The following is a 15,654-nucleotide window of genomic DNA, read 5'->3' as shown; positions in this document are numbered from 1 at the left end:
CCACGTTTGCCAAACACTTCAATGGTTATTAATGTTCCCGTTTTACAACAAGGGCATTTTCTGATGCATGTTTTTACAGGTGCTGTTTTGCGGGTAACCTTTAAGCTGTGTTGCAATGCCTGCAGTTTGCCGCGTTTCCAGGTGCTGCTTAAGATGCCGTAATGCCGTATGCGCACAAAGCGGTGCGGTAAAATGTGCTGTGCAAAGCGGCGGATAAATTCTTCGTTGCTTAGTGTCATCAGCTTTGTGGCGCCGCTGTCTTTATAATCTTTATAGCTAAAGCTTACTTCGTTGTCCGTTACAGTTTGTATGCGGTGGTTGCTGATGGCTACTTTGTGTGTATAACGGCCGAGGTATTCAATCACCTGTTGAGGCCCGCCAAATGGCCGTTTGGCATACACCACCCAGTCTTTTTGAAATAAACTTTCAATGAGCTGTTTATCATCAATACTACCTGCCCTTAACTGCTGCACATACTTTGCCCTGAACACTTTGCTTAAGGCTTTTACAGCAAAGAGGTATTTGTTGCTGCGCAATTGCTGTTGCCATAAACCATTTGCATTAATGCCTCCGCCGGGCACTATGCAATGGAGGTGCGGGTGTAATGAGAGGTTCTGCCCCCAGGTATGCAGTACGGCTATTATGCCCAGGCGCAATCCTGCTGTGGCGCCAAACTGCTTAAGTGTAAGCGATACCGATTTAAACAAGGCGTCATACACCATTACCGGTTGCTGCAAAGCCAGTCTGTTCAATGCTGGCGGCAGCGTAAACACTACATGGTAGTAGGTGCAGGGCAAGAGGTCTGCTTCACGCTGCTGTACCCATGCTTCTCTTTTATGCCCCTGGCATTTGGGACAATGCCTGTTGCGGCAACTGTTGTAGCTGATGGTTATGCTGCCGCAACTGCTGCAGGCATCTATATGCCCGCCCAGGGCTGCCGTGCGGCATTGCTCAATAGCCCGCAATGTTTTTTGCTGATGGATGGTGAGGCGAAGCGATGACAGATGGGTGCGCTGCAATACATGGGCTACTTCCCACTGCGGCTGCATAAGGCAAACACTTTATCCAGCGGGCTTTGCGGCAGCTTATCCGGTGGGGTACAGATGTGCAGGTACACCATGGTGTTTTCTATATTGGCATGGCCCAGCAGCTTTTGAACCATGATGATATTAACGCCATCTTCCAGCAAATGCGTGGCATAACTATGGCGCAGCATGTGCACGTTCACTTCTTTAATGATGCCTGCATCTTTTGCAATGCGTTTTACTGCCCATTGCACGCCACGCTGGCTGTAGCGGCCATCGAAACCTTTGCCTTCGGGGTTACCCTTGCCTTCAAAAAGATATTTTACAGGATGCTCTATGTTTATATAGGTTTTAATGCCACGGATAAGATGTTCGCTTAGGGGTACCAGGCGGTCTTTGTTGCCTTTGCTTTGTACGATGTGCAATAACCTGCGGTCAAGATCAAGATGCTTTACTTCCAGGTTGCGTACCTCCATACAGCGAAGGCCACATCCGTACAGTAAACCCACCAGCAGTTTATGTTTAAGCAATGATGCTGTTTTAAGCATTTGCCATACTTCCCGGCGGCTTAATACTACGGGCAGTTTTTTAGAGCGGGCTATTGCCGGCAGTTTGAGGTAACTATAAGGCAGGCCTTCTGTTTTTAATAAAAAGCGCAGGCCATACACTGTATGTTTAAAATAGGTTTGGGAAGGTGTGTGGCTGCGTTGCTGCAGGCTATAGAGGTAATCCTGCACCTGGTCTGGTTCGAGTTCTGTTGGCAGGCATTGAAAGTGTAATGCGAGGGCGGCTACATGACGGCTGTAGTTATCAAAGGTTCTGCGGCTACGGCCCAGCACAGAGATATTGCGTTCGAAACGTTGTAAGAGTGCTGTAAAGCCATTAACTTCACGGCAGGCGCGATTGAGGTACTTATTATACCTCAGTTCTTCCGGCGATTTTTTTTCGTTGTCATATTTTTTTCTTTTTGGTGAGGACTAAAGTTACGGATAGTGCGGAAGGCTTCCGTAGGTTTAGTTCAACAAATGTATTGCCAAAAGCGGGGCAGACATTACGCAGCTTCAGCAGTTGTTTTACTAATCATCTTCAGTTACCAGGACGACGGAATTCAATTTGGCTTCAGTTACCGGCTGACTAAGCGCTATTATTCGCACTTCGCCAAGCCTTTAACATTACATACACTCATAAAAACAACACACCAAATCCTCCATGTTGCATATTTTTAAAAAGCATATAGACAAATTCGCACAGGTTTCAACCGATGAATTTGATGCCATTCAAAAATTCTTAACCATCAAAAATGTGGCTAAAAAAGAAAATTTGTTAGAAGAAGGACAAATATGCAAACATCATTATTTTGTATTGGACGGCTTGCTGCGCAAGTTTTTCATCAACGAAAAAGGCATTGAACAAACCACCGAATTTGCCATAGAAACCTGGTGGATGACCGACAACATTGCTTACGAACACAAAACTCCTTCAGCATTTTATATCCAGGCCGTAGAAAAATCCAGGATACTTTACATCACCCAGGATAACCAGGAAAAACTGGTAAAAGCCTTTCCGGTAATGGAACGCTATTTCCGTTTTATTTACCAGCGGGCTTATGCAGCTGCTCAAATGCGGGTAAAGTATCTTTTCTCGCTTTCCAAAGAAGCATTTTATTTACAATCGGTAGAAAGGTATCCCGAATTTGCGCAGCGCATCCCGCAATACTTACTCGCATCTTTTTTGGGATTTACACCCGAATATTTAAGTGAAATCCGGAAGAAGCGCCTTTCTTAAACCAGTTTAAGTTTTACTTCTTTGGCATTTTTCAATTTTGCATTGAACAATTTTAAAAGAATACTACAATGCAAAAAAGATTTAACATTAAAGCAGTAACGCCAGATGCTTTAAAAGCAATGGTTGGTTTAGAAACGTATCTGACACAATGTTCTATAGACAAAACAACCAGGGAACTTGTAAAAATCCGCGCTTCCCAAATTAATGGTTGCGCATTTTGTATCAACATTCATACGCAGGACGCCATTAAAAATGGTGAAACTAACCAGCGCATTTTTTTACTGAATGCCTGGCGGGAAGCCGGAGATATTTTTACGGATGAAGAAAAAATAGTGCTGGCCATAACCGAAGAAATAACGTTAATCCATCAAAATGGATTATCGGATGACACCTACGCAAAGGCCTTACAATTTTTTAGCGAAACCCAAATTGCAGACATTATCATGGCCGTGGTTACCATCAATCTCTGGAACAGGATTGTACTAAGTACCCATTTGCTGATAGGGCAAAGCCTGGCATAAAACCGGCATTCAACAATCGCAGGTGTAACCACCTGTGATTTTTTTCTGGAGCGCAACAATATACCGGTTAGTCGGCTTTAGCAGTATAAAAAACTTGTACATTAGTTCATGATTTGGCTTCAGTTGCGGGAAAAAGAAGCACAGAGTAGCACCACACCGTTCAAGCCGTTACTTTTACAAGCTCCAACCAAATAAAAAACTATTACAAATTATTAGTTGAACCTCTAAATATTTACTATGATGAAACTCCAAAAGATCTACACTTCCCTACTCACAACAGACCTTCCGAGGGCAGAAGTTTGGTATACCAGGCTGCTTGGTCGTGGACCTGATAACCGTCCGATGAACACGCTGGTGCAATGGGAGCTATTTAACCAGAGTGGATTGGCGCTTTCTACCGATAAAGAGATTGCAGGCAAAGGAACCATGTTCCTTTATGTTGATGATGTGGCTGCCGAACGTAAAAGACTTCAGGGTGTTGGAATCGTACTCGGGGACGATATTCAGGGAGACTATTCGACATTGGCACAAGTTTATGACCCTGATGGTAACCTGCTGACTTTGGCGACACCACCCTCACCTTCCTTTCCACCAGCTTAACAACAGCACGCACATACAACATTGGGTCTTATTCAAGTTGGACAAGCGCAGCCTGCTGCCAACAAAAAAATGCATCAGCGTTTGCTGATGCATTTTTTTGTAACCCTTTTACTGATATAATTTACGCATTATAAGCAGTTGAAACCGTGTCGGCGCCTTCACCCGTCCAGTTGGTATGAAAGAATTCACCGCGGGGTTTATCAACGCGCTCATACGTGTGTGCGCCAAAATAATCACGCTGCGCCTGCAAAAGATTTGCCGGCAAACGTTCGCTGCGGAATCCATCAAAATAGCAAAGCGCAGAAGCCAATGCCGGCACCGGAATGCCATTGGTTAAAGCCGCAGCGCAAACCCGGCGCCAGCCATTTTGCGCTGCTTCGGTTTTTTGTGCAAAAAATGAATCAAGCAGCAGGTGCGCCAGGCTTGGATTTTTATCAAATGCCTTTTTAATGTCACCTAAAAATGCAGAGCGGATAATACAACCGCCACGCCACATGAGCGCTATATCGCCGTAATGTAAATCCCATTTATATTCTTTTGCGGCAGCCATCAGCAAATCGTAACCCTGCGCATAAGAAACAAGCTTTGCACCATACAGCGCCATCTTTAAATCATCAAGCATTTGTGCTTTATCTCCATTAAATGCAGGCTTAGGGCCACTTAACACTTTGGATGCTTCCACACGCATATCTTTTTGCGCAGATACCATGCGGGCGAAAACAGATTCGGCAATCAATGTTAATGGCACGCCCATGTCAAGCGCCACCGTGCCTGTCCATTTGCCGGTGCCTTTCTGCCCTGCAGTATCGAGTATTTTATCCAGCATGGGCACGCCATCTTTATCTTTATAAGCCATTATATCGGCTGTAATTTCTATAAGATAAGAATCGAGTTCTTCACTGTTCCATTTCTTAAAAACTTCATGCATTTCGTCGGTTGTCATGCCCAGCAAGTCTTTCATTATCTGGTAGGCTTCACAAATAATCTGCATATCGCCATACTCAATACCGTTGTGCACCATCTTTACAAAATGTCCGGCGCCATCGCTGCCCACCCAGTCGCAACAAGGTGAGCCATCTTCAACTTTTGCAGCAATAGATTGAAAAATATTTTTCACGGCAGGCCAGGCTGCAGCACTTCCACCCGGCATGATGGAAGGGCCGCGAAGGGCACCTATTTCACCGCCTGAAACACCGGTGCCGATATAAAGGAATCCTTTGCTTTCCACATATTTTGTACGGCGAATAGTATCGGGGAAATGTGAATTGCCGCCATCAATAATAATATCACCGGGTTCAAGATGCGGGATAATCTGTTCTATGAAATCGTCAACCGGCTGACCGGCTTTTACAAGCATCATTACTTTACGGGGCCTTTCAAGGGAAGCCACCAGTTCTTCAATAGAATGGGCGCCAATAAAGTTTTTACCAGCCCCTCTTCCACTCATAAACTTGTCAACTTTTTCAACCGTTCTGTTATAAACAGCTACCGTAAAGCCTTTGCTTTCCATATTAAGCACTAAGTTTTCGCCCATTACAGCAAGCCCTATAAGGCCTATATCAGCATATTTTTTCATAGCCATATTATTGTTTTATGATAAAGATTTTGTACAAGAATATTTTGAATGATTTATTTATTGAACTGCCTAACGCTACATGAATGTTTCCGGGATTGCAAACATAACAATTGATGTAATATGCATTTTATTTATTATGGCTCATGCATCTGAAAATTTTTAGGTGTTACTCCGGTTTGAGACGAAATTATAAATAAAAAATAAAGGGTTTCAATAATTGAAACCCTTTAAAATATTATTAGAATCAAACTTTATATAGCCATCATCTCTTTTTCTTTTGCAGCAAGATGTTTGTCAACAAGCGTTATAAATTTATTTGTTGTTTGCTGCACGGATTCTTCTGCATCAGCCGCTGCATCTTTACTTAATCCATCTTTTTGCAGGCGTTTTATTTCCTCAATAGCATCCCTCCTGATGTTTCGTATGGCAATTTTGGACTGCTCTCCTTCGGCACCTGCTTTCTTAAAAAGTTCTTTACGTCTTTCCTCTGTTAAAGGTGGAAGAAAAAGCCTTATCTGGTTACCATCGTTTTGCGGAGTTATGCCAATATTCGCCTGTAATATTGCCTTTTCAATTGCTTGCAACATATTTTTTTCCCAGGGCTGAATGCTTATTGTTCTTGCATCGAGTATCGAAATATTAGCTACCTGTGCAATTGGAGTAGGGTTCCCATAATATTCGACAAAGATTCCATCAACCATAGCAGGGTTTGCCTTGCCTGCACGGATTTTTGTTAACTCAACTTCCAGGTGACTAATAGCTTTTTGCATAGACGATTCGGCATCATCCATAACCAGTTCCAATTCTTCCGGATCCATAATAGTATATTTTAGATGCGCAAATCTAAGGATTCAAAAAAAATTAAGAATCTTCCCCAACAGAAACTTTCTCTGCAGCCGGGTAAATCTGGTAAACCTTAGTGGTGCCCTGCAGGCTGGTGCTTGTAATTTCGGCAGGTACAATATGCATTTTTTTGCGAACAGGGATATACTTATTTACCACATATACCAAAGTGAAATAACCGACAAACTGTATCCCCAGGATTATATTAATATTAATGTCCTGTAAAATGAATGTAATCCCGGCAAAAAGAAATTGAGAAAGTAATAAAGTAATAGTTACTTCAGCATGCGACAGGCCTTTATTCTGCAAAAGATGGTGCAGGTGATTCCTGTCTGGTATTAAAGGAGATTGTTTTTTATATATCCTGAGTGCAAATACACGCAATACATCCATTAATGGTATAAGCAGGATACCAAATGCTATTACCGGTGTTGACTGGTTTGCAAGGCTTGATTGTATAGGGCCGCTTTCAACAAATTTTATAGCAAGTATGGCAGTAATTAATCCAATTAAAGTTGAACCGGAATCGCCCATAAAAATTTTTGCAGGCGGAAAATTATACATCAAAAATCCAAGCAGTGCGCCACACATTGAAAATGCGAGTATGGCATAAGTAAAAACATTATTCATTAAAAAGAAAACTCCCAATAAAAGGCAGGAAATAAAACCTAAGGAACCTGCAAGGCCATCAACGCCATCAATAAGATTAAAAGAATTGATGAGTAATAAAATGGTAAAAAAGCTTATGGAAACGCTTGCGCCAAAACTTAGTTCATATATCCCCAAAAAACCATGAAGGCTTGTAATTAACACACCTGCTTTTAAAGTAAGCATGGCGGCAACAAGAAACTGGCCGAGGAATTTTTTCCAGGCTTTTAAAACAAAAATATCATCTACAACACCAACGCTGAAAATAATAAAAAATGCTGCAATGAAATACTGGAAATCAAGGTGCATCTTATTAAAATCAGACACTAAAAGCAAACTCATAATAAGGCCCGAGAATATAGCAACACCCCCTAATGAAGAAACACCGTGATTATGTCTTTTACGCTCATCCGGAACATCGTAAAGATTATTATCACTTGCAAATTTGATTACTAAAGGCAGCAGGAAGAAAGTTAGTACGTAACCTATTAAAGTCCCAGTAATTACTTGTACCATGAAGAATTATTTGTGGTTTTGGGTTTTATATCCATGTGGAATGCGTGCAAAATTAACATTAACAAAATATAGAAGCCTACAAACAGGGATATTATTTTTTAAAAAATACATAATATTTATGTTTTTTACTAAGTATTTGTTAATTAATATATTTAATGCAGCGCTTTCAAAACAGGCTCATTTATGAAAACAGGGTATTGCATTTTGAGATTTTTTATCCAAGTCTTTTCAATCTCTTCCTGGTAATCGTTTATAACGGCCCCCCTGGCTTCTTCAAAACTTTTTTGCGCAGGCTTATCATTGAGATTTAATACGTGAACGAAAGTATAAACGTTCCCTGCCTCGTTGCTTTCGGGCAATGTTTGAAAATTCACCTCATGTTCAATCTTTGCTTTTACCGGCAATTCATTTACATCAAACCGGCTGCTGTCAGCATATACTTCATTATAAGCTGCCACAATGCCTCGCCATTTGGAAGGATTATTTTTTATCTTCACCGCAATTGAATCTGCGATAGCTTTCCCAGGCGCCGATAGTACAAGTGCAGTAACGCTTTTTTGCCATGTATAATTGCTTTTATGCAATTCATAATACTTCTTTAAACCTGCGGTATCATTAGAAGCTTTGCTCCACACATGCTTATCCATAATATAAAAAAGCATATTCGCCTCATAAAATTCTTTTAGCTGTTCTGAAATTGAAGAATCAAAATCCTCAATGTGCAACCTGTAATATTCATTGCAGCTTAGCCAAATAAAATCATCCATTTGCCTGCTGTAACCAGAAGGCTCCTTTCTTGAAAATATATTCCGGGATTGCAGGTAACTGAGCCAATCTTCAACTGTAAATTTCCTGCCTGTGAATTGAAATAAAACCGTTTCCGGCTTTAAGGCTTTGTATGATGCAAATATTCTGCCGGTATTTCTTAATAAACTGTCAGTATATATCCATAAATCATTTTTATTATAATTTGTTTCTTTGAAACCTGTTATGCCAAGCCAGGTTTTAACAAGCTTATTTTTAGCCGCATCAAGCCTGCCTGAATTTTGTATTTGGGTTTGCAGATAAGTTTCAAATGCTGCATCATCTTCATGGGAAGGCACCGGCAGTTTTTCAACAAGCCTGATTATGTTGTAGCCATACGCAGTTTTAAACGGTCTTGAAACATCACCTGCTTCTTTCAAATCAAAAGCTTCTTTTTCAAAATCACTGGTGTATTCACCTGCTTTTATCTCAATAGTATTATCCGGGGCGTTACCATCATAATTATGGCCGTATAACGGCATGAATGCGGTAAATGAAGTACCATTTTGCAAAAGATTATATGCAGAATCAGCCTGCTGCTTCACTTCATTCAATTGCGCATCAGAATAAAAATCATGCGTAGCAAATAATAGTTGCTGAATTTTTCTTCTTCCAATAGCGGCCCTTTCACCTGCGTTTTTAAAAATATGATAACCTGCGCCTGATTTATATATTGCTGAAAAGCCCCCCGGCTTGAGATTATAAATAATATTTTCGATTGAATAAGGCAAGGTGAATACAGTTATGTAGCCAACAGTTCCTTTGACATCCTTTACAGCTTTAACGTTGGAATACTGAACAGAAATTTTTTCAAAATTTTTACCCGCCTTTAACTCGCCCAGCGCTTTTGATATTTGATTATACGCCGCGCTGGTATCAGCGCCGTCAAACTGAACAAACACCTGCCGCACTAAAATATCTTTTCTGCTGCGCAAAAAAGCTTCATGTATGAGGCCTGCGAGATTTGCCTGCCTGTTGATAAAATTATCTGTGAGCTGCGTTTTAAAATTTTCGGTTTCGGCTTTCAGCTCTGCATTTGTATTTATCTTTTCATCATAAGCGGCCTGCAGTTTCAATTTGAAATTTATATACAGGTCAAGGTATTCTTTCATTCTTTCCTGCCTGTTACCCGAAGAATCAGGGTTCTTGTTATAGGCTTCCAAAAATTCCTGCTTGGAAACTTTATATTTTCCATACGTAAACAGAGTTTGCGCATTAGCAATACTTGCCGCAGTTGCAAAACAGGCAAATAAGAAAACAATCTTTTTCATAACAGTTATTGGGAAACCGGTAATGATTTTAGTTTGGCAGCAATCAGTTCATCATATTGTTCAAGGCTTAGCCCTTTGGCTATTATTTTTTTATGCTCATCTAACAAAAAGAAACTTGGCGTTTGAAATATATCGTATAGCTGCCGGTAATCGGGCTGTTTGTTGGCAGCAAGCTCCGCTTTCTTCTGTGGTGTTTCATAACCATGATACCAGCCATTCAATTTATTGTCAACAATAAATTTTTTCCAGTCGTCAACAACAGCATCATTAGTGCAAACCGCTAAAATTTTTACACCTTCATTCTTCCATTTCGCTGTGTAAAAAGAATCGAGCCTGGGAATCTGCGTTTTACAATGCCCGCAATGCGGATCCCAAAAAGCAACAAACGTTAATGGCGCTTTAATGTTATACAATGATAGTGCCCTGCCGGATGTATCTGAAAGTTCAAGCGGAGATGCCTGCTCATTTATCTGGTTGGCCATTAAACTGTAGGCCCGGTCAAAAATATATTTGCGCTGCTTTTCATTCAGCCAGGTTGTATCGCCTTTTGAATAATAGTTCTGAAATAAAAACAGGAAAACCTTATCCTGCCCCATGAATTCCGGATTGATGTATTTATCAGTAAACTTTCCCAGAAGATAAGTATGCACATCATTATTTTCCCTTGAAGCAAGCATCATATAATTCACTTCATTAATGATTGAATCGGGGTTGGGTGACACATAATATTTATAATATTCATCAAGCTTCGAATCAAAAAAAGGCGTGTGCAATATCATGTCATCATTAAAATCAACACTATCCCAGTAATGATCCTTTACATAATAAAATGGATACAGCGAATCCAGCGTTCCGTCTTCACGTTTTGGCATTTGCGGCCTTTCGGGCACCTTTGCAATTTCCAGCAGTTTCGCCAGCAGGCTGTTAGACTTATTATTAACGATATTATTTCTGAATGCTGTTAATTCACCTGCTTTTGCAGCGAGATCCTTCGCCGCCGCAGATGAATCAGCAGCGGTTTTAGCCGCCTTCATTTTTTGCTGGAGCGCATTGAGTGATGGTGAAACTTTGGAAAGAAAGATGGTATAATCAGAAAACAATTCATTCTCCGGCGAGCCGGTAAATTTTATTTCACCCGGTTTGGTAGAATCATAAGCCAGTGAGAAATGCTGCTTTTCATCCATCAGCAGTTCAAAGAGTATTACATATTTCGGCGATACTATAAAGTAAATGCCCTGCGGTAATTTTGCGCTTCCTTTAAAAATGGCCAGGCCATTGGCATCTGCTATAGCAGAATCTGATAGCCTTTTATTTTTACCATAATAAGTACCAAGATACATTTTCGCGTTCTTAAAATCGGTAGTGGCTTTTACCTCGTATCCTGGTTGCAACTGGGCTTTAAGAGAAGTGCAGAACATTAAAATTGCTGCAGCCAAAAATATTCTCATTGGTTTAAAATTGGGCATAAAGATATTTCAATATCCCTTTGCTTTTGTTAACCGCGTGTGAATGGTAATTAATCAGTAACCATCTAAATCAAAATAAAATATATAGAACAAATTTCCTCCTGTTATAAAAGCAGCTTTTTAAAGCCCGCCGGCATCTACATAATTTAAGAGGCCGGATAATAATCATACCAAAAGAAATTTTTAAACATCATTATTATAACATGTTAATTTATACTATTCCAAAACTGAATGAATTTATTTTGCAGCCGTGAGAAAAAGAAGACAAAAAGTAATACTTGAAGATATTTTAATTGAAAATTATGCAGCAGAAGGAAAATCTATTGCAAGGATTGATGGGAAAGTTATTTTTGTTGAAAACGTAGTGCCCGGCGACGTTGCTGATGTACAATTATACAAAAGCAAAAAAGACTGGGCTGAAGGTTTTCCGCTCCGCATAAAAAAATTTTCCGATAACAGGGTTGTGCCTTTCTGTGAACATTTTGGCGTATGCGGTGGCTGCCAGTGGCAAATGCTGCCGTATGAAAAGCAACTTGAATACAAGCAGCAGCAGGTGTTTGATGTATTGAAGCGGATAGGTAAAGTGCAGTTGCCGGAAATGCAAAATATAGTTGGCGCAACAGAAACTAAATTTTACAGGAATAAACTTGAGTATTCATTTTCATCAAAAAAATTCATTCCTGAAAATGAGTTCAGGCAAATGCTGCGTGATGGAAAAGATACAGAAAGCATTGCCAATACCAGCGTTGCAGGTTTTTATGCCAAAGGTGTTTTTGATAAAGTGGTTGACATACATAAATGCTGGCTGCAGGCAGAACCTACCAATGCTTTAAGAAATGGCATTGCCGCTTTTGCCCGTGAGCATAATTTTCCGTTTTATGATTTTAAGCAACATGCGGGCTGGCTCAGGAATATGATGGTGCGCATTGCCACCACCGGTGAAATAATGCTGAATATTATCCTGGCGTATGAACATGAAGCTAACATGCACTTGCTGTTTGATTTTATAAGGCAGCAATTTCCGCAGGTTACCACATTGCTTTACACCATCAACGGCAAACGCAACGACAGCATCTACGATCTTATACCGCAGGTGGCTTACGGTAAAGGTTATATCGTGGAAAGGCTGGAGGATTATCAATTTAAAATAGGCCCGAAATCTTTTTTTCAAACCAATACAAGGCAGGGAGAAAAGCTGTACACAATTGCCCGCAATTTTGCAGAATTATCGGGCAAAGAAGTGGTGTATGATTTATATTGCGGCACCGGCAGCATTGGTATCTTTGTAAGCGGGCTGGCGAAAAAAATTGTTGGTGTAGAAGTTATCAGCGAAGCTATTGATGATGCAAAAGAAAATGCTGCTTTAAACAACATTGCAAATACGTCTTTTTATACAGGGGATGTTATTGATATATGTACAGATGATTTTTTTGAAAAAGAAGGCAAGCCTGATGTTATCATTGTTGATCCTCCGCGGGCAGGGTTGCACAATAAGCTTTCAGAAAAGCTGTTGCACATTGAAGCACCGCTCGTTGTATATGTAAGTTGCAATCCTGCAACACAGGCAAGGGATTTGCAAATACTCGGGGAAAAATATTCTGTTGAAAAAATACAACCGGTTGATATGTTTCCGCATACGCATCACATAGAAAACGTTATACAATTAAAATTAAAGAACTAATTAAACTGATTGAATGAGAGAATTCAGGCCAGGTGGTTTCCAGATATTACCGTTGATAATCAAAAATCTCGTTATTATAAACGTGCTGGTATTTCTTATACAGAAAACAGTGGAAAGCAGCAGTAATCCTACTTTAATGAACGATCTGTTTGCCTTGCATACATGGCAAAGCCCCTTGTTTAAGCCCTGGCAGTTTGTAACCCATCTTTTCATGCATGGCAGCTTTACCCATATTCTTTCCAATATGTTTGCCTTATGGATGTTTGGCTCTGTACTGGAAAATCTTTGGGGGCCAAAAAAATTTCTTACATTTTATATTGTATGCGGGCTTGGCGCCGCCCTGCTGCACATGATTGTATTGTATGTTGAAACCAGCTCTGTGGTGAATGATTTCAACGCTTTGAAAAGCAATTTCACTTTTGGTAATTTTGAAAACTTCGTGGCCGAACATCATGTAGCTGATGCTTTTAGGAACAACGTGGTTTCCAGCATTATAAACGAATGGCGGAATAATACTTCTGATGGGTCTATTGCTCAAAATGCTTACATAATTGCCAACAGTTTTGTAACAGCCCGTTTAAACGAGCCTACTTTAGGCGCTTCCGGGGCCGTTTTTGGCTGCCTGGCCGCTTTTTGTTATTTATTTCCCAATACCTATATATATATTTATTTTTTCCTGCCACTAAAAGCAAAATGGTTCGTAATTATATATGCAGGGTTTGAATTAATGATGGCTTTACAAAACAGCGCCGGCGATAATGTGGCCCACTTCGCACATTTAGGTGGCGCAATTTTTGGTTTAGCTTTAGTGTATTTCTGGAATAAAACAAACCGGCGAACATTTTATTGATATTTTCTAATTTCAATTTTGCAAAATATATGGCTGTAAGAGAACAAAATAGAAAAAAAAAGATTTTAATAGGCGATGATACCAATGCCCTTACCTGGCTCATCATTCTCAACTCTTTGTTTTTTGCAGGCATACTTTCGGTAAAAGTTATTTTTTATTTAACGGCAGGCATAGAAAATACAAACACTGCCGGTATTGACAGCTGGGTTGCCCTGCCGGTAGATGGTTACCAGTTACTCACCCGCCCTTGGACGCTGATTACTTACATGTTTGCCCATAACAGCATCTGGTATCTTATAAGCAGCTTATTATGGCTTTGGTGTTTCGGGTATATTTTGCAGGACCTGGCGGGCAACAATAAGCTCTTCCCAATTTATTTATACGGCGGTTTTTTTGGTGGCCTGAGTTTTATTATTACAGCCAACCTCATACCTTCCATACATGCAAATGCCGCTGCTATTTATATAATGGGCGCCGGCACACCGGTAATGGCTATTGCAGTTGCTACTACCGCACTTTCGCCCAAATTCCGGATTTTGCCCATGCTTAACGGAGGTATTCCTTTATGGGTGCTTACATTGGTTTTTGCAGCAATAGATTTAGGCACGATTGGGTTGAGCCATAGCGGAACGGTGGCTATAAGCCACATTGTTGCCGGGGCCACAGGTTTCTTCTTTATTTACCAGCTAAAACACGGCAGGGATATAGGCAAGTGGATAACAGACCTGGCTAACTGGGTAAATGATCTTTTCAATCCCGAAAAAAAATATACAGAAACTACGCATCAGCAGCTTTACTATAAAGCCACGCGCATACCTTTTGAAAAAACCCATCATTTCAGCCAGCAGAAACTTGATGAAATTCTTGATAAAATAAACGAACAAGGCTATCATCTTCTTACCGAAGAAGAAAAAGAATTTTTGAAAAAAGCAAGCAAAGAAAATTTTTAGCCCGGTATTAATTCATGAAAAAACTTATAAGGTTTACATGGGTCTGCGGTTGCATTATATTAACTGCAGTTTTCCTCGTTTCCTGTTTTAGCGCTTATATTTCACCATTTTCTTTTTCGTTTATACCATTATTTGCACTTTGGTTTCCTTACTGCTTTTTAGCGGTAATGATATTAGCCGTTACAAATTTATTTGTAAGAAGAAAGATGTTAGGAGGCATTATGCTTATAAGCTTGTTTTTTGGTTTGCCCAATCTTCTCAAAACAGTTGCCTTTAATGCGCCTGCCTCATTTAATATTCAAAAGAAAGATTCATCATTGAGAATACTTACCTGGAATGTGCAGGGATTTGTTTCTTCTAATCCAAAATCGGTTAAGTGGTCCCACATTTTACAGGTGGTAAAAAACAATAATCCCGATGTTGTTTGCATGCAGGAATTCCTGAATATTATTACCGATTATGATACCAATACATTCATACAGGATGAAATGCTGGCCATGGGTTACACTTATCACTTCTTTTCAAACGATGGCTTTTTCAGATTATATAATGGTGTAAAGGTTGTGGATGGCTGCGCTATATTTTCAAAAAAACCTTTTATTGACAGTGGCAGGGTTACTATTACTACCGATCCGGAAAAGCAAAATATGATTTATACGGACATTCAGCTTAACAATAAACCGCTAAGAATTTTTACAGCACGCCTTGAATCTTTCAGGTTATACAACGATACTTCGCGGTTAAAGCAGGATATTTATGAAATAACCTATCACCGTAAAAGAGTTATTCAGTATAAACTTCGTGATATAGAAAGGCTGCATGCAAAGGAAGTAAACATCATCCGCAATAAAATTGATAATACGCAGATACCTGCCGTTTATTGCGGCGATGTAAATTCGGTGCCCACCTCTTATACATATCATCATTTAAGAGGAGATTTTCAGGATGCCTTTCTCGAAAAAGGCTCAGGCATTGGCCGCACTTTTTATAAAATTGTGCCTACGTTGCGTATTGACTATATTTTTACTGATAAACAGTTTAAGATTGAGCAATGTATAGTCGCGGGCAAAAAGATATCCGACCACTATCCTGTTATAACCGACCTGCAATGGAAATAA

General features: G+C 40.1%; 14 protein-coding genes. 7 read left to right on the top strand and 7 right to left on the bottom strand.

Translation table 11 applies throughout. The annotated features are described in order from the left end of the window. Window positions 1-1,049: IS91 family transposase (locus tag ACTHN6_RS07090; protein ID WP_440435040.1), on the bottom strand; the 1,049-nt coding region annotated here is incomplete at its 3' end. Further along, window positions 1,028-1,951 carry a tyrosine-type recombinase/integrase gene (locus tag ACTHN6_RS07085; protein WP_440435041.1) on the bottom strand — a complete coding sequence of 308 codons (924 nt, stop codon included), beginning with the start codon at window positions 1,949-1,951 and terminating at the stop codon, window positions 1,028-1,030. The genes ACTHN6_RS07090 and ACTHN6_RS07085, both read right to left, overlap by 22 nt. Before the next feature lie 283 nt (window positions 1,952-2,234). Here ACTHN6_RS07085 and ACTHN6_RS07080 point away from each other — a divergent pair, with 283 nt between their 5' ends. From ACTHN6_RS07080 to ACTHN6_RS07070, 3 genes are all read left to right on the top strand, one after another. Then, on the top strand, window positions 2,235-2,810 hold the full coding sequence (locus ACTHN6_RS07080) for a Crp/Fnr family transcriptional regulator (RefSeq protein ID WP_440435039.1): 576 nt from the start codon (window positions 2,235-2,237) through the stop codon (window positions 2,808-2,810). Between the two features lie 68 nt (window positions 2,811-2,878). After that, window positions 2,879-3,331 (top strand): carboxymuconolactone decarboxylase family protein, encoded by a 453-nt coding sequence (locus ACTHN6_RS07075; protein ID WP_440435038.1) that lies wholly within the window; start codon window positions 2,879-2,881, stop codon window positions 3,329-3,331. 237 nt (window positions 3,332-3,568) lie between these two features. Then, on the top strand, window positions 3,569-3,931 hold the full coding sequence (locus tag ACTHN6_RS07070) for a VOC family protein (RefSeq protein ID WP_440435037.1): 363 nt from the start codon (window positions 3,569-3,571) through the stop codon (window positions 3,929-3,931). A 121-nt stretch (window positions 3,932-4,052) separates the two neighbouring features. On the opposite strand, the gene gnd is transcribed toward ACTHN6_RS07070, so the two are convergent. The 5 genes from gnd to ACTHN6_RS07045 all read right to left on the bottom strand — a co-directional run bounded on the left by gnd (window position 4,053) and on the right by ACTHN6_RS07045 (window position 11,037). Next, entirely contained in the window at window positions 4,053-5,513 is a 1,461-nt protein-coding gene (gene gnd, locus ACTHN6_RS07065; protein WP_440435036.1) for a decarboxylating NADP(+)-dependent phosphogluconate dehydrogenase, read from the bottom strand. A gap of 245 nt (window positions 5,514-5,758) precedes the next feature. Continuing rightward, window positions 5,759-6,325, bottom strand: a complete 567-nt coding sequence (gene frr, locus ACTHN6_RS07060; RefSeq protein WP_440435035.1) for a ribosome recycling factor — start codon at window positions 6,323-6,325, stop codon at window positions 5,759-5,761. A 43-nt stretch (window positions 6,326-6,368) separates the two neighbouring features. Then, on the bottom strand, window positions 6,369-7,514 hold the full coding sequence (locus ACTHN6_RS07055; RefSeq protein WP_440435034.1) for an MraY family glycosyltransferase: 1,146 nt from the start codon (window positions 7,512-7,514) through the stop codon (window positions 6,369-6,371). A gap of 152 nt (window positions 7,515-7,666) precedes the next feature. Continuing rightward, window positions 7,667-9,589, bottom strand: coding sequence for a peptidylprolyl isomerase (locus ACTHN6_RS07050; protein ID WP_440435033.1), 1,923 nt, complete (start codon window positions 9,587-9,589; stop codon window positions 7,667-7,669). A gap of 5 nt (window positions 9,590-9,594) precedes the next feature. Then, complete coding sequence (locus tag ACTHN6_RS07045) at window positions 9,595-11,037, bottom strand: redoxin domain-containing protein (RefSeq protein ID WP_440435032.1); 1,443 nt, start codon at window positions 11,035-11,037, stop codon at window positions 9,595-9,597. Window positions 11,038-11,305: 268 nt separating this feature from the next. Between ACTHN6_RS07045 and rlmD the strand changes: the two genes are divergently transcribed. Genes rlmD through ACTHN6_RS07025 form a run of 4 tightly spaced genes read left to right on the top strand, consistent with a single transcriptional unit; the run spans window position 11,306 to window position 15,654 of the window. Beyond that, window positions 11,306-12,736, top strand: a complete 1,431-nt coding sequence (gene rlmD / locus ACTHN6_RS07040) for a 23S rRNA (uracil(1939)-C(5))-methyltransferase RlmD (protein ID WP_440435031.1) — start codon at window positions 11,306-11,308, stop codon at window positions 12,734-12,736. Window positions 12,737-12,749: 13 nt separating this feature from the next. Beyond that, window positions 12,750-13,586 carry a rhomboid family intramembrane serine protease gene (locus ACTHN6_RS07035; RefSeq protein ID WP_440435030.1) on the top strand — a complete coding sequence of 279 codons (837 nt, stop codon included), beginning with the start codon at window positions 12,750-12,752 and terminating at the stop codon, window positions 13,584-13,586. Between the two features lie 29 nt (window positions 13,587-13,615). After that, window positions 13,616-14,536: a rhomboid family intramembrane serine protease gene (locus ACTHN6_RS07030; protein ID WP_440435029.1), complete on the top strand. Its 921-nt coding sequence runs from the start codon at window positions 13,616-13,618 to the stop codon at window positions 14,534-14,536. Window positions 14,537-14,550: 14 nt separating this feature from the next. Then, complete coding sequence (locus ACTHN6_RS07025; RefSeq protein WP_440435028.1) at window positions 14,551-15,654, top strand: endonuclease/exonuclease/phosphatase family protein; 1,104 nt, start codon at window positions 14,551-14,553, stop codon at window positions 15,652-15,654.

This window comes from Parafilimonas sp. (genome assembly GCF_051953455.1).
Lineage (GTDB): Bacteria > Bacteroidota > Bacteroidia > Chitinophagales > Chitinophagaceae > Parafilimonas.
This window is presented reverse-complemented; position numbering and strand designations above follow the sequence as displayed.

Coding starts and splice junctions, on each gene's coding strand:
- ACTHN6_RS07045 (WP_440435032.1), bottom strand. CDS start 11,037: ATGAGAATATTTTTGGCTGCAGCAATTTTAATGTTCTGCACTTCTCTT.
- ACTHN6_RS07025 (WP_440435028.1), top strand. CDS start 14,551: ATGAAAAAACTTATAAGGTTTACATGGGTCTGCGGTTGCATTATATTA.
- gnd (WP_440435036.1), bottom strand. CDS start 5,513: ATGGCTATGAAAAAATATGCTGATATAGGCCTTATAGGGCTTGCTGTA.
- frr (WP_440435035.1), bottom strand. CDS start 6,325: ATGGATCCGGAAGAATTGGAACTGGTTATGGATGATGCCGAATCGTCT.
- ACTHN6_RS07030 (WP_440435029.1), top strand. CDS start 13,616: ATGGCTGTAAGAGAACAAAATAGAAAAAAAAAGATTTTAATAGGCGAT.
- ACTHN6_RS07080 (WP_440435039.1), top strand. CDS start 2,235: ATGTTGCATATTTTTAAAAAGCATATAGACAAATTCGCACAGGTTTCA.
- ACTHN6_RS07070 (WP_440435037.1), top strand. CDS start 3,569: ATGATGAAACTCCAAAAGATCTACACTTCCCTACTCACAACAGACCTT.
- ACTHN6_RS07050 (WP_440435033.1), bottom strand. CDS start 9,589: ATGAAAAAGATTGTTTTCTTATTTGCCTGTTTTGCAACTGCGGCAAGT.
- ACTHN6_RS07035 (WP_440435030.1), top strand. CDS start 12,750: ATGAGAGAATTCAGGCCAGGTGGTTTCCAGATATTACCGTTGATAATC.
- ACTHN6_RS07055 (WP_440435034.1), bottom strand. CDS start 7,514: ATGGTACAAGTAATTACTGGGACTTTAATAGGTTACGTACTAACTTTC.
- ACTHN6_RS07075 (WP_440435038.1), top strand. CDS start 2,879: ATGCAAAAAAGATTTAACATTAAAGCAGTAACGCCAGATGCTTTAAAA.